Annotated in this window: 15 protein-coding genes; 3 read left to right on the top strand and 12 right to left on the bottom strand. The window is 58.9% G+C overall.

Going from position 1 to position 23,261, the window contains the following annotated elements; all coding sequences use genetic code 11:
- The first annotated feature begins 60 nt into the window (after positions 1-60).
- Positions 61-615, top strand: coding sequence for a CGNR zinc finger domain-containing protein (locus tag ABDK06_RS08220; RefSeq protein ID WP_394940472.1), 555 nt, complete (start codon positions 61-63; stop codon positions 613-615).
- Between the two features lie 187 nt (positions 616-802).
- Here the strand turns inward: ABDK06_RS08220 and ABDK06_RS08215 are convergent, their stop codons facing one another.
- The 5 genes from ABDK06_RS08215 to ABDK06_RS08195 are packed head-to-tail and all read right to left on the bottom strand — an operon-like array spanning position 803 to position 5,863.
- Entirely contained in the window at positions 803-1,702 is a 900-nt protein-coding gene (locus ABDK06_RS08215; protein WP_394940471.1) for a carbohydrate ABC transporter permease, read from the bottom strand.
- Entirely contained in the window at positions 1,702-2,691 is a 990-nt protein-coding gene (locus ABDK06_RS08210) for a carbohydrate ABC transporter permease (RefSeq protein WP_394940470.1), read from the bottom strand. The genes ABDK06_RS08215 and ABDK06_RS08210 overlap by 1 nt, the downstream gene beginning before the upstream one ends.
- Positions 2,688-4,097, bottom strand: a complete 1,410-nt coding sequence (gene ngcE, locus ABDK06_RS08205; protein WP_394940469.1) for an N-acetylglucosamine/diacetylchitobiose ABC transporter substrate-binding protein — start codon at positions 4,095-4,097, stop codon at positions 2,688-2,690. Before ngcE ends, ABDK06_RS08210 begins: the two co-directional genes overlap by 4 nt.
- 46 nt (positions 4,098-4,143) lie before the next feature.
- Positions 4,144-4,938, bottom strand: a complete 795-nt coding sequence (locus ABDK06_RS08200) for a sugar isomerase domain-containing protein (RefSeq protein ID WP_394940468.1) — start codon at positions 4,936-4,938, stop codon at positions 4,144-4,146.
- A complete protein-coding gene (locus ABDK06_RS08195; protein ID WP_394940822.1) occupies positions 4,916-5,863 on the bottom strand; it encodes a MurR/RpiR family transcriptional regulator in 948 nt (315 codons plus the stop codon). Before ABDK06_RS08195 ends, ABDK06_RS08200 begins: the two co-directional genes overlap by 23 nt.
- Before the next feature lie 147 nt (positions 5,864-6,010).
- Between ABDK06_RS08195 and ABDK06_RS08190 the strand changes: the two genes are divergently transcribed.
- Positions 6,011-7,003, top strand: a complete 993-nt coding sequence (locus ABDK06_RS08190; RefSeq protein WP_394940467.1) for an N-acetylglucosamine kinase — start codon at positions 6,011-6,013, stop codon at positions 7,001-7,003.
- A gap of 8 nt (positions 7,004-7,011) precedes the next feature.
- On the opposite strand, the gene ABDK06_RS08185 is transcribed toward ABDK06_RS08190, so the two are convergent.
- The 5 genes from ABDK06_RS08185 to ABDK06_RS08165 form a co-directional block, all read right to left on the bottom strand.
- Positions 7,012-7,434 carry a hypothetical protein gene (locus ABDK06_RS08185; RefSeq protein ID WP_394940466.1) on the bottom strand — a complete coding sequence of 141 codons (423 nt, stop codon included), beginning with the start codon at positions 7,432-7,434 and terminating at the stop codon, positions 7,012-7,014.
- A 48-nt stretch (positions 7,435-7,482) separates the two neighbouring features.
- Complete coding sequence (locus ABDK06_RS08180) at positions 7,483-8,082, bottom strand: DUF308 domain-containing protein (RefSeq protein WP_394940465.1); 600 nt, start codon at positions 8,080-8,082, stop codon at positions 7,483-7,485.
- A 126-nt stretch (positions 8,083-8,208) separates the two neighbouring features.
- Positions 8,209-9,552 carry an MATE family efflux transporter gene (locus ABDK06_RS08175; protein WP_394940464.1) on the bottom strand — a complete coding sequence of 448 codons (1,344 nt, stop codon included), beginning with the start codon at positions 9,550-9,552 and terminating at the stop codon, positions 8,209-8,211.
- A 102-nt stretch (positions 9,553-9,654) separates the two neighbouring features.
- Positions 9,655-11,259 carry a purple acid phosphatase family protein gene (locus tag ABDK06_RS08170; protein WP_394940463.1) on the bottom strand — a complete coding sequence of 535 codons (1,605 nt, stop codon included), beginning with the start codon at positions 11,257-11,259 and terminating at the stop codon, positions 9,655-9,657.
- Positions 11,256-12,059 (bottom strand): LPXTG cell wall anchor domain-containing protein, encoded by an 804-nt coding sequence (locus tag ABDK06_RS08165; RefSeq protein ID WP_394940462.1) that lies wholly within the window; start codon positions 12,057-12,059, stop codon positions 11,256-11,258. The genes ABDK06_RS08170 and ABDK06_RS08165 overlap by 4 nt, the downstream gene beginning before the upstream one ends.
- A 273-nt stretch (positions 12,060-12,332) precedes the next feature.
- Between ABDK06_RS08165 and ABDK06_RS08160 the strand changes: the two genes are divergently transcribed.
- Positions 12,333-12,617, top strand: a complete 285-nt coding sequence (locus ABDK06_RS08160) for a DUF1905 domain-containing protein (RefSeq protein WP_394940461.1) — start codon at positions 12,333-12,335, stop codon at positions 12,615-12,617.
- A 269-nt stretch (positions 12,618-12,886) separates the two neighbouring features.
- On the opposite strand, the gene ABDK06_RS08155 is transcribed toward ABDK06_RS08160, so the two are convergent.
- Positions 12,887-20,884, bottom strand: coding sequence for an SdrD B-like domain-containing protein (locus tag ABDK06_RS08155; RefSeq protein WP_394940460.1), 7,998 nt, complete (start codon positions 20,882-20,884; stop codon positions 12,887-12,889).
- Positions 20,885-21,408: 524 nt separating this feature from the next.
- Positions 21,409-22,791: a replicative DNA helicase gene (gene dnaB / locus ABDK06_RS08150; RefSeq protein WP_394940459.1), complete on the bottom strand. Its 1,383-nt coding sequence runs from the start codon at positions 22,789-22,791 to the stop codon at positions 21,409-21,411.
- Positions 22,792-23,261: the final 470 nt, after the last annotated feature.

Genomic DNA, 23,261 nt, shown 5'->3' with positions numbered 1-23,261 from the left:
TGTAATGAGCAAAGTAAAGTACACTCATTACAATAATGTATCCACCTGACAGGAGTCAAGATGATCTTTGCACCTGACACGGAATCTGCTTTACGTTCCGCCGTCGCTTTGATCAACACCCTGCCCTCGGTCCACTCGGATCAGCTGGACCGGCTGAGCAGCTTGAAAGACCTGGATGACTTCATCCTTGAAGAACAGTTCTTCGGTTCCCGCACTCACGATATGGTCGAATTGAAAGCCGTCCAAGGGCTGCGCTTACCCTTCCGCGAGTTGTGGAATGCGAGCGAAGAAGAAGCGGTACACCGAGTGAACGCGATCCTGCTCAAGTCCAAAGCTCTGCCTCAGTTACTCAAGCACGACGGCTTGGACTGGCACCTGCACGCCACCTCTCAGGAAGCACCCCTAGCCAAGCGCATGGCGGTGGAGGCCGCGATGGCCATGGTCGACGTGATCCGCTCCAAAGAGCTCGACAGGCTAAAGATCTGCGCAGCACCGGATTGCCAGGACGTGCTCGTCGACCTCTCCAAGAACCGCTCGCGCAGGTTCTGCGACACCGGCAACTGCGCGAACCGGATCCACGTAGCAGCCTACCGAGCGCGCAAGGCGGGTAGCTAGTCAGCTGCACTCGTCGAGAGGGGCATCGGAGCCCGCTGGAAGTCAGTTTCGCTGGGGAGGGACAACTTATCCCACTGAAACCCCTTGTTCAGTGGGGAGAGGCCTCTCGTTCAATGACACGACAGTGCCCCGGCTCAAAGCTCAGAGAAGAGCCATGCCCCGGGGCGCTGTCGTCAAGAGTTTGTTACTACTTCATCGTGCCCTGGCTCACTGAGCCCTGAAGCTGACGCTGGAAGATCACGTAGACGATCAGCACGGGAACCACGGTGATCACGACGGCGGCGAAGAGCGAGCCGAAGTCCACGGCGTAGCCAGCTTGACCGGCAAAGGCACCCAGGGCCTGCGAGAGTACTCGATTCTCCGGCTTAGAGGCATTGAGCGCGACCGCCAACAAGTACTGATTCCACAGACCTACGAAGTTCAGAATCGCCACCGAAGCCAACCCCGGGCGAGCCATCGGCAACATCACCTGGAAGAAGGTCCGCCACTCCCCTGCCCCGTCGATCGCTGCCGCTTCGGCGATCTCAAAGGGCAAGGACTTGAAGAAAGCGAAGAGAAAGAACACCGTGAAGGGCAGAGCGAAGGCGACGAAGACCAAAATCAATCCTGGAAGGGTCCCTAATAAACCCATGCTCTTCAAGATGCCGAACAACGGCACAATGGCCAGGAAGATCGGGAAAGTCAGGCCAGCCAGCATGGCCAGGTAAATGGCCCTGCTGCCGCGGAACTTGAAGCGTGCTAGGACATAAGCGCACATCGAGCCCAGCAGCATGACTAGGACAAGCGAGCAGCCCACAACTACCACTGAGTTGAGGAATGAAGCGCCGATCCCCGAATCGGTCCAAGCTCGGAGATAGTTATCGAAATGCCATACCTGAGGAAGCGCAAAAGGCGAAGCGAAGATCTCCGAACTCGTCTTAAACGAACTCATCACGGTCCACAGCAGTGGCAGGACCACAATGACCGACCAAATCACCAGAATGGTGTGAGAAACTCCGCTAACGACCTTATCGCCAGTGCTCGTTTTGGGTTTACGCAGCGCAAGAGCATCAAGACGCTCGGTCTGAGAAGTGAGTTGAGTAGTCATTAATACGAAGTATCCTTACTGCCGCCGGTGAGCCGGTTCACCAGGAACACCAATCCAGCGAAGCACAGGGTGAGCAATGCGGCGATGACGGCCATCGCACAGGCCAAGCCGAAATTGCCCTTCTTGAAGGCCACTTCGAAGAGCTGCTGAGCCATCACCCAGGTCGAGTTGTCCGGACCGCCACCTGGATTCAGAGCGGCCATATAGACAAAGGCATCCAGCGCAAGAATACCCATATAGATGAATGAGGTTTGAACATTATCCCGGATCAGCGGGATGGTGATCGAAACGGCGATCCTGAACCTTCCGGCACCATCGATCCTGGCGGCCTCGTAGATCTCAGCCGGCACTCCTTTGATCGCGGCGATGAAAAGCACCATGTAGAAGCCGACCAGGCCCCAGACGATCACAAAGATGCTGGCGCCCATCGCGGTGCTCGCTTCACCGAGCCAGTTCCAACCCGGGATTCCGAAGATCCCCAGGATGCCATTGAGCAAACCGCCATTCGGGGTATAGACCTGAGCCCAGATCAGCCCGATGGCGATAGCCGGGATCACGTACGGGAAGAAGGAGACGACCCGATAGAAACTGGAACCCTTCAAGCCACGGATCTGGCCGCGGCTCGGGCCACCGATAGTGACCATAGTCGAGAAGACCAACGCGATCACGACAGTCACAATAGGCACAATCAGCGCAAGGATGACGTTGTTAACCAGAGCCTTGACGAAGATGTCGTCCTGGAAGATCTTGACGTAATTCTCTAGACCAATGAACTTGAAGACCGAGCTGAAGCCAGACCAGCTGGTCAGCGAGTAATAAATCGCCTGAACAAAAGGCGAGACCACGAAAATCAAATAGATCAGAACGGGCAAGCCGAGGAACACGAGGAAGAAACTGACCCGATCAAAGGTCAGTTTCTTCCGACGGCCACGCTGGACAGCGACTGCTGAGTCGCTGTCCGAGCGCGGCTTGAGGGGTACTGAGGTCACTTCACTTCAACCTTCGTTACCGACGAGTCGTTGCGGATCTTGTCGAAGATCTTCTGTGATTCGCTGGTGAGCGTCGCAACATCGGACTTACCATCCAGGAACGAGTTCCAGAGGGTCAGGAAGTCCTTGTTGGTGCCATAGAAATCATTGAAGTTGAAGGTGAAGACCTTGCTGCCGGCGGCCTCGATCATCTTGGACTGGGAGACCAGGGCGGTGGAGCCGAAGCCATCGGCAGGCACCGTGCCCTTGACGATGGTGGGGGCGAGCTTGGTCTTCGAGAAGTTCGTCGCAGCTTCCTTGGAGAGCATGGTGCGCAGGAATTCCTTCGCTCCGGCAACGTTATTGCCCTTGCTCGGAATCATGAAAGGCTCACCAGCGGCGCTGTGCAGAGCCTCGTAAGGCAGCTTGGAAGAAGCAGAGACGGTGGGAACCGGCACACCGGTCATCTTGAAGCCAGACTTGGTCTGGTCCTTCATCTCATTCTCAATCCAGGAACCCGAGGGGTAAAGCAGGGCGTCCTCGTTGTTCGACCATTGCGCTTGAGCAGCGGTGAACTGGGTGCCGGAACCGCCAGGCACAAAGTAACCCTTCTTGACAGCTTCACCGATCTTACCGAGCACACTCTGGATCGCGGGGTGGGACCAAGCGTCAGCCTTCAGATTTTCCAAAGCTATCCGAACCTCATCGCCGCCTTCCTTGATGGCGGAAGCAACCGCGAGCTCCATATAGTAGGTAGCCGCTTCTTTGCCCCAAACGAAGAGCTTCTTGCCCTTGGCTGCGGCCTTGGCACCCAGATCGAGTGCTTCGTCCCAGGTCTTAGGCGGCGTCCAGCCATTGGCTTCGAAGAGCGAGGCGGAATACCAGATCGCGTAGACCGTCAGCGCGTAGTTGAGCGCAACGAACTTTCCATCGAAGGTTCCCGGAGCGGTTACGCCTTCGAACAAGGTGTCCTTGATCGGGGTGCCTTCCAAGTTCTTAGCGTCAAGAACGGAACTCAGATCCTCGAGCTGGGCGAGAATAGTGCCTACGCCGATCGACTTGGCCCCGGAGTTGTCGAACAGATCCGGCGGAGTACCACCGGCGAAGCGCGGCTGCAGTTCGCCCGAGATATCGGTGGAGGGAGAAACCTTATTCGTCACCGTGGGGTGGTTCTTCTTGAGGATATTGGCAGCGAATTCGGCATAGTCAATGCCGTAACCGCCCTTGAAGACCACGACGTCGATCGTTGAGTTATCAGCGACGCCGAAGGGGTTGCTGTCCGAGACGGTGCCACTCTGCTGCGGGGCGGCGTCGCCACCCCCGCTCGCACAAGAGGCCAGGGTTCCGCCGAGTGGGACCAGCACGGCGGCAGCGAGCGCACCGCGCAGGAATCCGCGCCGTTCAAAGGATTTCTGTTGAATAGTCATTTCTTACCTTTCATCGTTGGTGCGATTGAGTCGGGCTCGTACTGCGTCATGCGTCACGCCTGATTCTTTGCCCATAAAGTGCTTCCAGAGCGTTGTTGTGATCGTCTCCGCCGGGAGTGTTCGCCGAGATGTAGACCGGCGGGCGCTTCCCGGATTCAGCCAGCCGGGCCACCGTGCCAATGGTGAGCAACTGTGCAATGTAAGCCGCGGTCAGTGAGGATACTGCCCCCAGACCCGTACCGTCCGCGGTTTCCAGCGTGCTATCGCCATAAGGTGCCAGATTGTCGATCACGACGTCGGCCAGCTCACTGAGACGCTTTCCGCTGGGGTGTTTCGTGCTCACCGCATTGGTGTGCTGCAGGCTGGTCACCGCGATCAGCCGGTGACCGCGTGCCTTGACCTGCAATGCCAGCTCAACGATCGAGCCGTTCACCCCCGAGTTGGAGGCGATGATGAACACGTCTTGTGGGTGGATCTCGGTCAGCTCGAGCAGCTCGGTCACTCCGGAGGGATCTCGCTCGAAAGCTGAGCCGACCAGCTCCTCCACCTGATGATCGCCACGGAGCACCAGAGTCCGCAGCGCGATCTTATTGGTCGGAATCAAGCCACCCGCCCGGCCCGCGATCTCCATCGCGAAGGCTTCCGAATGACCGGTGCCGAAAACCTGGATCACGCCATCGTTCTGCACCGATTCGACGAGCAGGTCAATGGCCGCGTCCAAAGCGCCCTCGGCAACTCCCGCGGCGAGCCGATCGAGCCGCTCGGCGACCTCCTGGTGGAACTGGCCGAACAACTCACGAGCTGCCGAACGCTGAGTTTCAGACTGCTGTGCTTGAACCAAGGTTCTGTCTCTTTCGCTCGACCGAATAGGGTGTCAATTGCTCCATCTGCTCTGCAGCACTGCTGACCTTGCCCGGCCTGCGATGCGGGGCCACAGCGAGAGCCGAGGCCGCCAAATTGGTGGTAGCGCTGTTGAAGTTCTCCTGAGCCACCAGGAGATACAGCAGGTCCAGCACCAGAAGCTGCACATGCTTGGCGGAAAGATCGTCTGGCTGCAAGAACTGCTCATGGGCGTTGGTGGTGATCTGAAAATCAGCGACCTCGGCGAGCGGAGAGTGCGGGTTATTAGTGAGCGCAATCGTGGTGGCCCCCGCGATCTGCGCCTGACGCAGCATTTCAATGGTTTCTTCAGTGCGGCCGGTATTGGAGATGCCGATCGCCACGCACCTGGTGTTCTGCCGGGAGGCGCTGACCAGACCGGCATGGACTTCCGACCAGTTATGCGCCGGGATGCCGATTCGGTACAGACGGCTCTGCAATTCTTCCGCCATCACGGCGCTGCCACCGATGCCGTAGATATCGAGGTGCGAGCACAGTGCGATCTGCCGAGCCAGGTTCTTAATGAGCCGCAAATCGAGCACCGCCGCTGTCTCTTGGAGAGACCGGGTGTGCGCGTTCACCAGGGTGCTCAGCACATCGCGTGGCGAATCATCCGGACCGAAAGCCCTACCGATATCGGTCTTCCAGGATTCCCTGGCATCGGAGCGCCCCACTGCAGCCGCTACACCCACCCGGAACGGGGCGTAGCCGGTATAGCCGATCAATCGGCAGAAACGGGTGATCGTCGCGGCCGAGGTACCGGTCTCCTTCGCCAGATCCTTGATCGACAATTCCAAGGGTGCCTGCGGCTTCTCGATTAAATAACGGGCGATTTGCGACATCGCCCCACTCATCTCAGGTAACTTGGCCTTGATACGATTGACCACTCCCACAGCTGAGTCAACCGCGTACGGTAACGCCGCTGACCCCGGAGCTGTCACAATGAAAATCCATTTCTTGAAAATGAGTGATGTTGGAAAACTATTCTCATAAGCTAGTGTGTGTCAAGTCACAACCAACACGGATCGATAACAATGCACAGTCATGACGCCTTTCTCGCCGTGGATGCCGGGGGCACTTCCACTCGTGCTGTAGTCCTCGACTCCTCCGGAAAGTGTCGGAGTTTAGGCAGGTCAGGCCCGGGAAACCCCGTATCCTCGGGCTTTGAGCTGGCAGTGAATTCACTCCAGGACGCCATCCAGCAGGCCATTCACGACTCCGAGAAGCTTCCAGAAAATTTCCATTCCGTGACGCTCGCGATCGCGGGCGGGTCAACCCAGCTGCCTCTGGATCGCTTGACTTCACGTTTTAGCAAGCTGGGCCTCACTGGCAAGATTGTGATTGATTCTGATCTTTTGGCAACGTATTGCGCCGGAACTTATCACTCTGATGGCTATGCATTGGTAGCTGGCACGGGCGCAGTCTGTGCGCGGGTGAAGAATTTCTCTCTGGATCGGGTCGTCGATGGGACCGGCTGGCTGCTCGGCGACGGAGGCTCCGGCTACTGGATCGGCTACCACGTTGCGCGGGCTGTCGCTGCGGATCTCGACGGCCGGGCCCTGAGCACCGGCATGACTCCGCTACTCGCCGCCCGATTGGGCCTCTTAGCCAGTTCGGCTACCTTTGAGGGTCGCCCGGTGCAACTTCAAGAACTGATTCGAACGGTGTATCACCTACGCCCTATTGAACTCGCTTCCTTCGCCACCATCGCTTTTGAAGCCGCTGCGGCTCAGGACGCCGTGGCACTGGGCATCCTGCGAAGCGCAGGAACCGCGCTGGCTCATTCGCTCTCCGCAGCTCAGTTACCCGAGGTCGATGGCCCGGTGGTGCTGGGAGGCAGCATTCTATCGGTCGACTCGGTGATCGTGGAGGAACTGGCAACCGGCCTGAGCGGCCGCGAGGTGTTCAAGGTTCCGGACGGCTTGGCGGGCGCTGCCTCACTTGCTCTGCGCCATGGCGGCGTCCAAGTGGATCAGCAGATCTTCGAAACCATCAAGCAGAGTCTGTCGATGTTACGAGGGCGCTGACCAGAGAGTCAGTGAGAGCTGGGAGGCTCCGGAGTTCCTGGAGCCGATTCCGGCCCCGCCTGCGGCGGTTCATTGAGTTTCTTGAGTCGATCCGCCGACCGCAGGTTCACACCAGAACCCTGACTGAGCTCCTCGGGATTCTCTTTATGACTCATGAGGAGCATCGCGCAAACCACCAGGCAGACCACGAAGGTCACCCCGAAGGCGATACCACCCAGATCGAAGCGAATGATGCGGGCGGAGCCCGTGCTCACCCGACCGCCGGTGCCGCCGGTCGCGAAAAAGATCGTGACGATACCTGCAATGAGCGCAAGGACCGTAGAGAAGATCAGCGGCCCTTTAATGCCTCTGATCTTGCCATTCGCTTTCTGCTGGCTGGCGCCGTCGACCGAGCCAGCCGGTTGCTCACCGCTGCTGTTCTGCTCGGCCACTGCTACACCTTCTTTGCCTGATGCTGGATTCTGCTCTGACTGCCCGAACTATTCTACGCCCCGTAGAGGCGGAATTTCACCCGAGCCAGCCGGGCGGCTTCCCTCATGACGATAACTCAGCGCGGCGAGTACGGCGACCACCCCGATCATGACGGCGGAACCACCGACCACCCCGATCGGTGCCCGCGCGGAAGTAGTCGCCAGCAAGGCCAGCAGAATCGCTGCCAGTACAGCCACCGTTCCGGTGATCAGCCAATCTCTGCCCAGGACGGTACGCAATCGATAACGGAAGCCCAGAAAAAGTTCGATCACTCCGGTCAGCAATAGGCTGCAAGCTGCCAGCACAGTGAAGGATAACGACCCCTGGAAGACCATGACCAGGATTCCACCCAGTAGGAAGACTCCGACCTCAGCCCACAGCCAGGGCACCGAGCCAGGAAGCCCCTGGCGAACCGCTAATCCCAGCGAGATGATGGCCAGCCCAGAGGCTAAGAAGTAGAGACCGGTGACAATGGCCCGGAAGAGTGGTGTGATATCCGGCCAGAATACGGTGATCAATCCGAAGACCAAGGCAAGCACAGCACGCAGGAGTACCGGCTTCCACAAATCTGGCTCCGCCGTCGGCCTTGCGATCTGCGGGCTGCTCACTGGACCTCCACTGGTTCGCGACTGAAATCATCTCGTGGCTTCCAAGTCTATTCGCTCGCGTGCGACCTACCGTGCCGCAGAAGCCAATCGCTCAGAACCCGATCAAAAGCACTCATCTTCGGCTGCTCACAGTCCGGTCCGCTGCCAAGCATCCGTACGAGCCCGGAACAGCAAGGTCAGGGCGCGAGCTAAGAGATAACCTCCGGCAAAAGCGGCCCACAGCCACGCCAGGGCCGGAGGACCCGAAAGGTTCGAGAGACTGACCGCCCACAGCAGAGGCAGATAGCAGATCAAGGCGAGCAGACCAGCGAGCGCCAGATACCGCGCATCGCCCGCTCCGATCAGCACCCCGTCCAGCACAAAGACCACCCCTGCCACCGGCTGGCCGAGCGCCAAGACCAGCAAAGCAGCGCTCAAAGCTTGGTGAACAGCCTGATCGCTGCTGAAGATCCACCCTATCCAGGGCGATGTAAACAGCACCAGCACGCCGGTGAGCACTCCGAAACTCAATCCCCAGAGCGTCATCTTCCGGGTCAGCGCCTTCACCAGCGGCAGATCGGCTGCGCCCAGCTCCTTGCCGATCAGCGCTTGGGCGGCAATCGCCAAGGCGTCCAGGGCAAAGGCCAAAAAGCTGAAAATGGTCATCGCGATTTGATGAGCCGCAAGATTGACCGGCCCTTGAGCAGTGGCGAGCAGTACCGTGGCCAGAATCGCCACTCGCAGGCTCAGCGTGCGCAAGAGCAGCCAACCGCCGGTCGAAGTGAGAGCGAGCACACCTCGCCACCGTGGCAGCAAGGATAGCTCCTCACGATGAGTCGCCTTCAAGACGATCACCAGGTAGACGGCGGCCATCGCCCATTGCGCTACAGAGGTGCCGATCGCCGAACCCGCTACTCCCATTCCCACGGGATAGACCAGCAGCCAGTTGAGCAGGGCGTTCAGCGCAAAACCGGCCCCCGCCACCACGAGCGGAGTTTTGGTGTCCTGAAGTCCACGCAGTACACCGCTGGCGGCGAGCACCAAGAGCATCGCGGGCACTCCCGGCATCGAGAGACGTAAATAGCTGCTGGCAGCTTCCAAGACCGCCCCTTCGGCGCCCATGATCCTCAGAATCGGCTCTGCGCAGAGTGCTCCGAGCACGGCGAGTGCCGCGCCCAGGATGGCGGCCAGCCACAGTCCATCCCTGCCCACCGCAATAGCCGCACGATGCTGCCCGGCGCCGATCAGCCGGGCCACTGCGGGAGTGGTGGAGTACGCCAAGAAAACCAGTAGCCCGACAGCGGTCTGCAGCAGGGTTGAGGCCAGGCCTACACCGGCCAGCGAATCAACGCCCAGGTGACCGACAATCGCTGAATCGGCGATCAGGAAAAGCGGCTCAGCGATCAGCGCACCAAAAGCGGGGAGCGCTAGAACCAGAATCTGTCGATTCAACCCTGGCCGATTCAGTCCAGGGGGCGTTTTTGGAGTCACCCTGTGATCGTAGCGGCCTTCACCCACAACGGCGCCGGGCAGCCCGCCAACGCCGTAATGATGCTCCGCCTAGGTGCAGCCACCCAGACCGGGAGCTGCCCGCTAAGCCTTCGCTTTGACCACGGTGAACTCGTCGACGAGCGTACCGTTCGGCATCAGTGCCCGAACATGCAGCTTGGAGTCCAGATTGGCACTGGGCCGCGGCGTAGCATCGATGCGCAAGAAGGCGAAGCCGGTGAACCGTACCCTCGACCAGTCGATGGTCTCCTTGGTCTTGGCCCGCGGCGCGGACCAGAAGTAGCTGTCCACTTGCTGGTGTTCCTTGATCGCCCCGGCATAGGTATCCGGCGCCGGGAAGCTGTAGAGGCTCTTCCCGGCGGATCCCGCGGTGACATAGACGATGCCATCGGTCACTGGATTGGTGGTGCCGCCGATCTCCAATGGCTTGACCACCTGATTGGCGCGCAGCGTATCGGTGCGTTCGTAGACGTGGTTGTGCCCCTGGATGACCAGATCGACCTGGTATTTGTCATAGAGCTTGCCGAAGGTGTCCCGCACGTGCCCATCGGAGGCGTGCTGGTTCGTCGTCGAATACGCGCAGTAGTGGTGATAGGTGATGATGAAGTCGATGCCGGGTTGTGCCCGGTATTTCTTCAGCTCAGCTTCCAACCAGGCGAGCTGCTTACCCGCGGTGTATCCGTTGTTGCCGGTGATCTCCCAGGAGTTGTCGTTGCTGTCCAGGCAGAGCACGGCGACATTCGAATAGCTGAAGGAGTAGACACTCGGTGCGTTGCTCGGGTCGAATCCGGTGGTCGGGAAATCGAAACGGGCCTGGTGTCCGCCGTAGCCATTGACCGAGTAGTAGGCTTCCAGATCGTGGTTGCCGGTGGCCACCATCCACGGAGCCGATTGCGCCACCGGTTCGTTCTGCACGAAAAAACGGTCCCAGTTGGTCGCGTCGTACTGATCGCCGACCACACCGCCACCGGAGGGGTTGGCGTAGCAGATATCCCCGGCGTGCAGATGGAACGCCGGTTTGATGGCGGCGATCGCCTTCACATTGGCTGCGGCGTCGGCAGTCGTGCCCTGGTCGCCGAAAGCGGTGAAGGTGAACGGCTGAGTGCTAGCCGGGGCGGTCTGGAACGGTATCGGAGCGTCGCCCCGGGCGATCGGATCGTATTCATCGCTGCCCACCACATAGTAGTAGGTGGTACCGGGGATGAGCCGGGTGAGCAGAGCATGTAGATAGTACTGATCGACGGCCCGATAGGACGTCGTCGCACCCGGGGTGATCCCGGTGTGCAAATTGCGCAATTCGGCTTTCACCTTTGCGCCGAGGTCCTTTACGGAAGCACCGAATCGCAGGTAGGGGTTCTTCACCGCTTTACCGGTCTGCCAGGCGATCGCCACCGAGGTCTGCGGGTCATTGCCCCAGGCCAGGTGGCGGCCCATCGGCTTCACCGAGGCATCCGCAGCGCCGGTATCGCTGGCCAGCAGGGAGGGGGCAGCGAACTTCTGCGACATGCCCGGAGCGAGTGCGGTGGCGGCCACTGCGGCCACCCCGGAGAAGCGCAAGAAGTCCCGGCGGTTGACCCCGCTGCGGCTTCGTCCGAACTTTTTCTGCAGGTACTCGTGCTGCTCTGCTATCGACAGCCGCTCCATCAGCTCGTAGGGAACGCCCATCTCTGGGATATCGAGTTGATTCATTTCTTGGTCTCCTGAACGCGATGAAGGGCACGACGACGGCTGAGCAACAGGGCAAGTGCTCCCAGGACGAGCAGTGCAAGCCCCGCTGTACCCCACCACAGCCCGCTGAAACCGGTATTGGGCAGATCCTCCCCGTTGGCAGCGGGAGTCGCGCTGACGGCAGAAGACGACGAAGGCTGGGGCGTAGTTGAACTGCTCGGGCTGGCTGACGACGTCGGGCCAGCCGAAGGCGTCGCAACGGCTCCCAGCACGGTCACCGCTTGAAGCAGCACTGGTGTTGTAGTGCTGCAGGTGAAGAATTCATTGGTCGGCACTCCAGCAGCATCACTGAAGGTGACATTGACGGTGAAACGGCTCGGCAACCTCAGTTCCTTGGTACCTGGGGTGTCAAAACTGAAGGTATTGAAGCTAAAGCTGCTCTGGTAGCTGAAACCGCCGGAGGTCACCGGTAGCTGAGCTTGCAAGGCATCTCCCTGGGTGACTTTGGCACCCGATACCTCTATGCCCGGGTTGAGGTAGACGTTCGCCGTGGTCCACCCTCGATTCGCCGGAAGCGAGTTTGCCGCGAGCTCGAATCCGCCGGAGGCGGGGCCCAGCTGCACCTGCGCCCCGGGCTTGACCGGTGCGACGTCGGCCGGGCTCAGACTGAGTACTCCGGTGGCTCCAGGGACGTCCCGGGAAGCGCATTGATAGCTGCCACTCTTCACTCCAGCGGCATGACTCGGCAAGCCGGCCGCGGAGGCAATGACCGTTGCGATGACCGCGGCGGCGGCTATGCGTAGCGGGATTCTCAAGCTCATCAGCTTCCTCTCCTGAGACGAAGGAACGTCTTCACAGGGATCAGAATAGGAAGCCAGGCTGAGAAAAGTGCCTAGGTGAACGAAAGCTAGCAGAAGTTCACCGAGGGTTCACCCAATCAGCTCATCTGAGAGCCTGCTGAGGTTCAGTGTTACCTCAGAGTGCCGTGCCTTCACTTCAGCACCTCCGGTGAGACTCGGCAGCTCAAGGAGATCAATACTCCCAGCTCAGGGCTAAGCTGCTCTCAGACGATCATCCTTGGGCTGATAGGAGGAATGATGAGATTCGAGTTCAGCGGCACGGTGTTTCATTGGCGCGGCCCCTCGCCCTTCCACTTCATCCGGGTTCCCGAAGAGCAAGCGGCAGACATCCAGGGCATCTCCAGATCCGTCAGTTACGGCTGGGGAATGATCCCCGCCCAAGTGACCATCGGGAACACCAGCTGGAAAACTTCGCTCTTCCCCAAAGACGGCAGCTATTTGCTGCCCTTGCGTGACTTCGTGAGGGCTGACGAGCAGTTGGAGATCGACGACGACGTCCAGGTCACAATGGAGATCTGATCTCCGTCCTGCGGGCTCGACAGCTGGCGTCCGCTGCTCGGTGAGCTATCTGCAGTTCGGGCTTCCCTGAGCTTATCCCTTGAGTGATAAGCCTTTCTTCTTTTTAGCCGGTTGCTTGAGGTACCCGGTTGCTTGAAATCCCTGTGTTGCTGAGATCGCTGTGTTGCTGAGATTTAAAGAGTTCGGGGTGTCAGCTCCCTCATTGAGAGGAGGCTGACACCCCGATCGTCTAACTACCTGGCCAAGTTAATCGGCCGGGCGTTTAGGCGTTAGCGCGTTTCACGCCGTCTGCGCATGATGATCAGCAACAGCCCGCCTGCTAGCAGCAGGAACAAGCTCGCACCGAGCGTTGCCGGGAGCCACGGGCCCACACCGGTATTCGGCAGCGGCTTTGTGGGCGCCGGCGGAACAGGCTTCGAGATATCGATCAATCCTGCATCGACATCCGTCACATCCATCGCACCAGGGACAAGCGAGATGATATCGCTCAAACCATTAGCGTCGATATTGGAATCAGCTCCGCGATCATTACCGATCTTCACCCCGGTGGCCTTGAAGCCCGGAGGCAACTCGACCTTGATCCGGTAATCTCCCGGAGGAAGATCCGTGAATCGGTATTTCCCGTCCTTATCAGTGACCACCGGCTTGATCCCAGGAATCGGATTGCCGTCCTTATCGACCAAGGTCACCTTCACACCGGGAACCCCGGGTTCACCCGGATCCTGAACCCCGTTGCCATTCCGGTCGACCCAGATCGTGTCACCGATCGAACCGCGGAACACCAGACCAGCATCAATATCAGGGTGATGCGGGTTGTTCTCATCAATCGTGATCACACCCGACTTCCCGGCGACGTTGATGTCGGAGTCCTTAGCACGGTCGCTACCCTGACCCTGCTTGCTGGTCTTGGCATCCTTCGGAACATCGATCTGAACGCTGTAGTCACCAGCTGGAACATCGGTGAACTGGTATTTGCCGTTCTGATCGGTCGTGGTCTGCCGGATGACCTTGCCATCCTTATCCAGCAACTTCACCGTGATCCCTGGAACACCTGGCTCCTTCGGATCCTGAATGCCGTTGTTGTTGTCATCGCGCCAGACCGTGTCACCGATCGTGCCCAGGACAATCAAACCAGCATCCACCGAACGCGGATTCGGGTTGTTCTCGTTGATCGTCACGACCTTGCTGACACCGCCGAGATCGAAGTCGGAATCCTTCTCCGGATCATTGCCAGCGGTCTGCTTGGTGAAGCCACGATCCTTCGGAGGATCAACCTTGATCTTGTAATCTCCAGCGGGCAGGTTCGGGAACAGGTAGTTACCGTTCTCATCCGTGGTGGTGGTGATCGGATTGCCATTGGCATCCTTGACCGGCTGGCCGTTGCCGTCCAGCAGGCTGACCTTCACTCCGGGAACACCGGGTTCGTTCGGGTCCTGAATGCCATCGCCGTTCTGATCCAGCCAGATCTTGTCACCGATCGAACCGTTGACCACTACACCGGCGTCGACATCACGACGGTTCGGCGTCGCCGGAGTAACACTGACAACATCAGAGACACCGTCAGTACCGACATTGGAGTCCTTGGTCCGGTCATCACCAGCGGCCTGAGGTGCGAACTTCCGATCCGCAGGCAGATCGACCTTCACCTTGTAATCACCAGCCGGCAGATTCGGGAACAAGTAGTTACCGTCTGCATCAGTGGTGGTTGTCACGGGCTGACCATTCGGATCAATAACCGGGTTACCGTCCTTATCCAGCAGGTGAACAGTGACGTTCGGAACACCGGGCTCGTTCGGATCCTGAACACCGTTGCCGTTCTGATCCAGCCAGACCTTGTCGCCGATCGAGCCGTTGACCACCAGACCACCGTCGATGTCCTGACGGATCCGGTTGTTCTGATCCACTGTAACGGTATCGGAAACGCCGGTCGGGTCGAGGTTGGAGTCCTTGGCCGGGTCTCCTCCAGCATTGGGGTTGGTCGGCTTGAAACCGTCCGGAACCTCTACCTTGACCTTGTAATCACCGGTAGGCACGTCAGTGAACTGGTACTTACCGTTCTCATCGGTGGTGGTTTCCCGCAGAACGTTGCCGTCCTTATCCAGCAGGGTCACCTTCAAACCAGGCATCCCCGGCTCGTTCGGATCCTGAACACCATCACGGTTGTCATCGCGCCAGATCGTGTCACCAATCGTGCCGCTGACCACCAGACCGGCGTCGACATCACGACGGTTCGGCGTGTTCTCATCCACGGTGACTGCATCGGAGATGCCGTCGGTACCGACGTTGGAGTCCTTCTCCCGATCAGTGCCAGCAGCGGTCGAGGTCGTCTTGTAACCCTCGGGCAGCTCCACCTTCACCTTGTAGGTTCCAGCGGGCAGGTTCGGGAACAGGTAGTTGCCATCAGCATCAGTGGTCGTGGTGACCGGCTGACCATTGGCGTCCAGCACGGGCTGGCCGTTGCCGTCCAGCAGATCGACCTTCACGTTCGCGATACCGGGCTCGTTCGGGTCTTGGATGCCGTCACCGTTCTGATCCAGCCAGACCTTGTCGCCCACTGAACCGTTGACCACAACACCGGCGTCGACATCACGACGGTTCGGCGTCGCCGGAGTAACACTCACGGTGTCGGAGACACCGTCGGTGCCGACGTTGGAGTCCTTCTCCCGATCAGTACCAGCAGCCTGAGGTGCGAACTTCCGATCCGCAGGCAGATCGACCTTCACCTTGTAATCACCAGCCGGCAGATTCGGGAACAAGTAGTTACCATCGGCATCAGTGGTCGTGGTAATCGGATTGCCATTGGCATCGTTCACCGGCTGACCATTGCCATCCAGCAAATGCACCGTTACCCCAGCGACACCGGGCTCACCGGCATCCTGAACACCATTGCTATTGCGGTCGAACCAGACCTTGTCACCGATCGAGCCGTTGACCACCAGACCACCATCGATGTCCTGACGGATCCGGTTGTTCTCGTCCACCGTCACAGTGTCAGAAACACCAGTCGGATCCAAGTTGGAGTCCTTCGTCGGGTCTCCACCAGCAGCAGGATCGGTCGGCTTGAAACCGTCCGGAACCTCTACCTTGACCTTGTAATCACCGGCAGGAACATCAGTGAACTGGTACTTACCGTTCTCATCCGTGGTGGTCTCCTTGACGACGTTGCCGTCCTTATCCAGCAGGGTCACCTTCAAACCAGGCATCCCCGGCTCGTTCGGATCCTGAACACCATCACGGTTGTCATCACGCCAGATCGTGTCACCAATCGTGCCATTGACCACCAGACCGGCATCGACATCACGACGATTCGGATTCGCGGCGTCAATCGTCACAGCATCGGAAATACCATCCGTGCCGACGTTGGAGTCCTTCTCCCGATCAGCTCCAGAAGCAGTGCTCGTCGTCTTGTAACCCTCGGGCAGCTCCACCTTCACCTTGTAGGTTCCAGCGGGCAGATTCGAGAACAGGTAGTTACCCTGAGCGTCCGTGGTGGTCGTGATCGGCTGACCGTTCGCATCCAGCACAGGCTGGCCATTGCCATCCAGCAGATCGACCTTCACCCCGGCAACACCAGGCTCGTTCGGATCCTGAATACCATCGCCATTGCGATCCAACCAGACCTTGTCGCCCAGGCTGCCATTGACTTGCAGGCCAGCGTCAACATCACGACGGTTCGGCGTCGCCGCATTCACCGTCACGGTGTCCGACAAACCGGTCGGATCAACGTTGGAGTCCTTCTCCCGATCAGTGCCAGCAGCGGCAGGGGTCGTCTTGTATCCGTCTGGAAGATCGACCTTCACCTTGTAATCACCGGCGGGCAGATTCGGGAACAAGTAGTTACCGTCTGCATCAGTGGTCGTGATGACCGGCTGACCGTTCGCATCCAGCACCGGCTGACCAGCACCGTCAAACAGATGCACCGTGACATTCGGAACACCGGGTTCGTTCGGATCCTGAATGCCGTCACCGTTCTGATCCAGCCAGACCTTGTCGCCCACGGAACCGTTGACCACAACACCGGCGTCGACATCACGACGGTTCGGCGTGTTCTCGTTGATCGTCACGGTATCGGAGACACCGTCGGCGGCCACGTTGGAATCCTTCTCCCGATCAGCGCCAGCGGCCTGCTGGGTGAACTTCCGATCTGCGGGCAGATCGACCTTCACCTTGTAATCACCAGCCGGGAGGTTCGAGAACAGGTAATTGCCATCGGCATCCGTCGTGGTGGTGATCGGGTTGCCATTGGCATCGTTCACCGGCTGACCATTGCCATCCAGCAAATGCACCGTGACATTCGGAACTCCGGGCTCGCCAGCGTCCTGAACACCATTGCTGTTGTTATCCAGCCAGACCTTGTCACCCAAGGAACCAACCACGACCACGCCGGCATCGACATCACGACGGTTCGGCGTGGTTTGATCAATGGTGATCGCATCCGAGACGCCGTCAGCTCCAACGTTGGAGTCCTTCTCCCGATCAGTGCCGCTGGCTTGCGAGGTGAACTTCCGATCCTCCGGCAAGTTCACTTTTACCTTGTAGGTTCCAGCGGGCAGGTTCGGGAACAGGTAGTTACCCTGAGCGTCAGTCGTCGTGGTGATCGGCTGACCGTTCGCATCGTTCACCGGCTGGCCATTGCCATCCAGCAGGTCGACCTTGACCCCGGGGACGCCGGGCTCGTTCGGATCCTGAATGCCGTCACCGTTCTGATCCAGCCAGATCTTGTCACCGATCGAACCGTTGACAATCACACCGGCGTCGACATCACGACGATTCGGAGTCGTCGCATTGATCGCTACGGTGTCCGAGACGCCGTCAGCTCCGACGTTGGAATCCTTCTCCCGATCAGCGCCAGCAGCCTGAGGTGCGAACTTCCGATCTGCGGGCAGATCGACTTTCACCTTGTAATCACCAGCCGGCAGATTCGAGAACAGGTAATTGCCCTGAGCGTCGGTCGTCGTGGTGATCGGCTGTCCGTTCGCATCGTTCACCGGCTGGCCGTTGCCGTCCAGCAAATGCACCGTGACATTCGGGACACCTGGCTCGTTCGGGTCCTGGATGCCATCGCCGTTGAGATCAAACCAGACCTTGTCTCCAAGGCTGCCATTGACAACCACACCGGCGTCGACATCACGACGATTCGGCGTGTTCTCGTTGATCGTCACGGTATCGGAGACACCGTCGGTGCCGACGTTGGAGTCCTTCTCCCGATCAGCGCCAGCGGCCTGCTGGGTGAACTTCCGATCTGCGGGCAGATCGACCTTCACCTTGTAATCACCAGCCGGCAGATTCGGGAACAAGTAGTTACCATCGGCATCAGTGGTCGTGGTAATCGGATTGCCATTGGCATCGTTCACCGGCTGACCATTGCCATCCAGCAAATGCACCGTTACCCCAGCGACACCGGGCTCACCGGCATCCTGAACACCATTGCTGTTGTTATCCAGCCAGACCTTGTCACCCAAGGAACCAACCACGACCACGCCGGCGTCGACATCACGCCGGTTAGGCGTGGTCGCGTCGATCGTCACAGCATCGGAGACCCCGTCGGTACCGACGTTGGAGTCCTTCTCCCGATCAGTGCCACTCGCCTGAGAAGTGAACTTCCGATCTGCGGGCAGGTCGACCTTCACCTTGTAGGTTCCAGCGGGCAGGTTCGAGAACAGGTAGTTACCCTGAGCGTCAGTCGTCGCCGTGATCGGCTGACCGTTCGCATCGTTCACCGGCTGGCCATTGCCATCCAGCAAATGCACGGTCACCCCGCCAACTCCGGGCTCGTTCGGATCCTGAACACCGTTGGCGTTCTGATCGAGCCAGACCTTGTCGCCCAGGCTGCCATTGACCACCAGGCCGGCGTCGACATCACGACGATTCGGCGTCGCGGCGTTGATCGTCACGGTATCAGAGACGCCGTCAGCACCGACGTTGGAGTCCTTCTCGCGATCAGTGCCACTCGCCTGAGAAGTGAACTTGCGGTCCGCAGGTGCATTTACCTTGACCTTGTAATCACCGGCGGGCAGATTCGGGAACAGGTAGTTACCGTCAGCGTCGGTGGTCGTGGTGACCGGCTGACCGTTGGCGTCCAGCACGGGCTGGCCGTTACCGTCGAGCAGGTCGACCTTGACCCCGGGGACGCCGGGTTCGTTCGGATCCTGAATACCGTCACCGTTATTGTCCAGCCAGACCTTGTCGCCGATCGAGCCGCTCACCACAACACCAGCGTCAACCGTGTTGTCGACCGGCTTGGCACCGGTCAGTTCAACGACGTCGGACTCGCCGGTGGCCGGGTTGATATTGGAATCCTTGGTGGTGTCGGTGCCAGCACCCTTGGTGGTGAAAGCCAGTCCATCGGAGAGGCCGCTGACCTTGACCTTGTACTTGCCCAAGGGCAGATTGGTGAAGCTGTAGTTGCCATTGGCATCAGTAGTCGTGGTGATCGGCTGACCGTTGGCATCGTTCACCGGCTGGCCGTTCTCATCGAGCAGATCGACCTTCGCACCCTGAATACCGGGCTCGTTGGCGTCCTGGACGCCATTGCCGTTCTGATCGAGCCAGACCTTATCTCCGAGGGAGCCGCGGAGTACCAGGCCGGCGTCGACGGTCGTATTGTTCGGGTTCGCCGGAGTGATGGTGACCACATCGGAAACACCGGTGTTATCGACGTTGGAGTCGTTCGCCGGATTGCCGCCCTGCAGAGCGGGAGAGAAGTTAGCACCAGCCGGAGGAGTGACCTTGACCCGGTAGCTGCCCAGTGGCAGGTTCGGGAAAAGGTAGTTGCCGTTCGCATCGGTGGTCGTGGTGATCGGCTGGCCGTTCGCGTCCAGCACGGGCTGGCCGTTCTGGTTCAGCAAATCGACCTTGACGCCTGGTGCACCGGTTTCGGTTCCGTCCTGGATACCGTTGTTATTGTCGTCGTACCACACCCGGTCACCAATGCTTCCGGTGGGCAGAATACCCGCGTCGACGTTCAAGTTCTGTGGCGCGTCAGAGGTCAGCGCCACCACACCTGATTCACCGGTGGCGGGGTTTGCATCCGAATCCTTGGTGGGGTCCCCACCGGCACCCGGCGTGGTGAAGCTCTGCCCCGCAGGGAGATTGCTGAACTTCACTTTGTAATTGCCGAGCGGCAAGTCAGTGAAGCGGTAGTTACCGTTAGCGTCAGTCGTCGTGGTGATCGGATTGCCATTGGCATCGTTGACCGGCTGGCCGTTCTCGTTCAAGAGAGCAACCCTGACACCAGCCACATTGGCCTCACCGGCGTCCTGGACGCCGTTGCCATTCGCATCGGCCCAGACCCGGTCACCGAGCACACCGGTCTGCGGCAAACGGAAGGAGACTCGCTGCAAATCAGCGTTGTAGAGATTGGTGGTTGTCGTCGGCAGCAGGATCCGCTCACTCATGGTGACGTTCAGGCCGTTGATGCCGTCATGGTTCGGGGTGCCATTGTCTCCGAAGAAACCGGAGCCGGTGCTGTAGGTAGCAGCGGGGAAGGCACTGTACGGCGTCGCCATCGAGCCGAGTTGGAAAGTGACAGAAGTGAAGGTGCCCTTCAGTACAACCGACCCACAACCGGCGAAGTCCTTCGTGGGGCTCGCAAATGCCGTTCCCGGTCGCTCCTGAGTGTTCGCATTACACAGGTTGTTGGTATTCCGGTTCTGTACCTGCATGACGGTATCGGTCACCGAAAGGTTGGTCTTCCCGGTCGAGGGGGAGGCGAAGGTAACACCGGGAGAAGTGATCGTCCACACCGTGCTGTTAAAGGAGCCACGGCCGAGTGCACCATCAGCCCGGAAGGCGCTGCCGCCCAGGCCGCTGATATCCATCGTCATATCGGTCACCGGCTTGGAGAAATTGATCGTCAGGGTGCCGACGGTACAAACTCCGTTGAAGTTCTGGTGCCCTGCGCTGCCCAGAACACCACCGCAACCGGTGGTGCCGTTGGTCACCAAGCCGAGGGCTGGCAGATTCGCCGGAGTCGGGGAGCCGGTGAACATAGCTGGCTGGCCACCGTAAGCAGATTGGTTGGTGCCGTTTTGAAGGCTGCTGGCACCCGGGTTTCGCGCTGGGTCAGAGGTGAACTGCGCAGTGATCGCAATAGGGCCCTGACTACTCGGCAACGACGACGACGCCGAGTTGGTCGCGTTGGTGTTATAGGCGTCACCGGTGTACTGAGTGGTGGCGGATCCTGGGTTCTGCAGGGTCCATGCATCATTGAAAACATACCCGTTCTGGGCAGCGGCGGAAGCAGCGGGAGCAACAGCTACGCTCATCGCCACCAAACCACTAGAGAGCAAAAGAGCCGCAGACAAACCTGCGGTGAACCGTCTTAATCGAAGCGGTACCATAAAAGCTTCCCAATCCTCATATCAGTGTAGTTAGCAACCCCGACACCCAGAACCATTCATATCCGCCCGCAAATTCAGTTCGGAATATGCCAATTCACATCAGTGTCACAGAAATTTCTAGATCATCGTACCCTGTCAGGCCAAGCGTTAACTACCGCTGAGCGGGATCCTCATAAGATTGTTACCAAAGGCAAATATGCCGTCTAAAGAATATTATTCGAGTAATTCGGTTTAGTCTGCGCAGGGGTTTCAATCCTCGGTAACCGAATCGATTTTTATAGCGTGAAAATGATGATGAAGAATCTTCATTCATTCCGCCCGCTGACTTTTTGAATTGTCTCTTCAATCAATAAATTCAATCAACACTTGAACTACGGCGGGGCATGGCACCCGGTATGCTCAGCCGTCCGGCTCATGAGCAAAGAGCACCACGGAAGGCGGCAGCCCGACTAGACGCCGCCTCCGACGTCGGGAGCCATATTGGAGAATCTGGAATAGTGGCCTTGGAAGCCCACCACAATGGTTTTGGTCGGGCCGTTACGGTGCTTGGCCACGATGACATCAGCTTCCCCCGCTCGGGAGGATTCCTTATCGTAAATATCCTCACGGTGCAGCAGGATGACCATATCCGCATCCTGTTCGATCGAGCCTGATTCACGCAGATCAGAAACCATCGGTTTCTTATCGTTTCTCTGCTCAGAACCACGGTTAAGCTGAGAAAGCGCAATCACCGGTACCCCGAGCTCCTTCGCCAGCAGCTTGAGAGCGCGAGAGAACTCGGAGACTTCCTGCTGCCGGGATTCCACTCGCTTACCAGAGGACATCAGCTGCAAATAGTCGAGCACCACGAGCTTCAAATCATGCTGCTGCTTCAGCCGACGGCATTTCGCCCGGATCTCCATCAAGGACATATTGGGGCTGTCATCGATGAAAAGCGGCGCTTCATTGAGCGGGCCCATCACCTTGGCAATCTTGGCCCACTGCTCATCCTTCACCGTGCCCTTGCGCAGGTCCTGCAGCTGAATGGTCGCTTCGGCACTCATCAAACGCATCGCGATTTCAGTGCGGCTCATTTCCAAGGAGAAAAAGACGGTGGCCATCTTGTGCTTAATAGCCGCTGAGCGGGCGATATCCAGGGCAAAGGTGGATTTACCGACCGCAGGACGAGCCGCGATCACGATCATCTGACCCGGGTGCAGTCCGTGGGTCAGATCGTCGAGATCGTAAAACCCGGTGGGGACGCCGACCAGGCCCTCTCCACGATGTCCAGCAGCCTCGATCTCGTCCATCGCCGATTCCATCACTTCACCCAGCGGCACATAGTCCTCGGCCGCACGGCGCTCTGCGACGGAGAAGATCTCAGCCTGAGCAGCATTGACGATATCCTCGACTTCGCCATCATTGCTATAGCCGAGCTGCACGATCTTGGTGCCCGCGTTGACAAGCCTTCGCAGCACCGCGCGTTCGCTGACGATCTGCGCATAGAACCCCGCATTGGCTGCGGTGGGAACGGATTGAATGAGCTGATGCAGATAAGCCGGCCCGCCAACCTTGGAGATCTCACCGCGCTTAGTCAGCTCATCAGCTACGGTGACGGCGTCCGCGGGCTCGCCTCGACCATAGAGGTCAAGGATCGCTTCGTAGATGTTCTCGTGAGCTGGACGATAGAAATCCTGGCCGCGCAGCACTTCGACGACGTCGGCAATGGCGTCTTTGGAAAGCAGCATGCCCCCCAGCACACTCTGTTCTGCAACCAGGTCCTGGGGCGGAGTTCTGGCGAAATCTGGCTCGCGGAGAGAGTCCGGCGAGGCATCGGGACTTGTTACGGACATCGCCGTTCACATCCCTTCACTAAGACGTTTTTCTTCGAAACCGGCAGCTGGGCAGGCCAGCCGATCACTTACTTCCCACGAACACTTCTACCCTCGGGCACCGACATTTTCTTCAGGACTGAGGGACTTCAGGGCGGATTTAGATACTGTGCAACGTTACCTCAAGGCCACTGGACGCCTTGTGGATAACATGTGGAGACTGCGGCGTGTTTTGTGAAAAATTTGGGGACAACCCTGTGGACATTAATATTCTTTTCTTTAAAGATCTCTACTGACATGGGGAAACATTAGGCACAGCCTGTTGATGAAGAAATCTTTTTTGGCAACCTTCATCCACAGCTTGCATGTTGACAACCTGTCAGAGGACGCTTTCGGAACAGCTCAGGGTTTTGAAAACTGGAACCGTTCGAGCTCCCCGCGCCAACCATGGCTTCCCGCCCGTGATCACTGCGGCGAACTTTGCTATGCAG

The sequence above is a fragment of the Psychromicrobium ferritrahens genome (genome assembly GCF_043789415.1).
Classification (GTDB): domain Bacteria; phylum Actinomycetota; class Actinomycetes; order Actinomycetales; family Micrococcaceae; genus Renibacterium.
This window is presented reverse-complemented; position numbering and strand designations above follow the sequence as displayed.

What these genes read in the sequence shown, in the direction of transcription:
- ABDK06_RS08220 (WP_394940472.1), top strand. Translation starts at nt 61, where the DNA reads ATGATCTTTGCACCTGACACGGAATCTGCTTTACGTTCCGCCGTCGCT.
- ABDK06_RS08215 (WP_394940471.1), bottom strand. Translation starts at nt 1,702, where the DNA reads ATGACTACTCAACTCACTTCTCAGACCGAGCGTCTTGATGCTCTTGCG.
- ngcE (WP_394940469.1), bottom strand. Translation starts at nt 4,097, where the DNA reads ATGACTATTCAACAGAAATCCTTTGAACGGCGCGGATTCCTGCGCGGT.
- ABDK06_RS08190 (WP_394940467.1), top strand. Translation starts at nt 6,011, where the DNA reads ATGCACAGTCATGACGCCTTTCTCGCCGTGGATGCCGGGGGCACTTCC.
- ABDK06_RS08170 (WP_394940463.1), bottom strand. Translation starts at nt 11,259, where the DNA reads ATGAATCAACTCGATATCCCAGAGATGGGCGTTCCCTACGAGCTGATG.
- ABDK06_RS08165 (WP_394940462.1), bottom strand. Translation starts at nt 12,059, where the DNA reads ATGAGCTTGAGAATCCCGCTACGCATAGCCGCCGCCGCGGTCATCGCA.
- ABDK06_RS08160 (WP_394940461.1), top strand. Translation starts at nt 12,333, where the DNA reads ATGATGAGATTCGAGTTCAGCGGCACGGTGTTTCATTGGCGCGGCCCC.
- ABDK06_RS08155 (WP_394940460.1), bottom strand. Translation starts at nt 20,884, where the DNA reads ATGAGCGTAGCTGTTGCTCCCGCTGCTTCCGCCGCTGCCCAGAACGGG.
- dnaB (WP_394940459.1), bottom strand. Translation starts at nt 22,791, where the DNA reads ATGTCCGTAACAAGTCCCGATGCCTCGCCGGACTCTCTCCGCGAGCCA.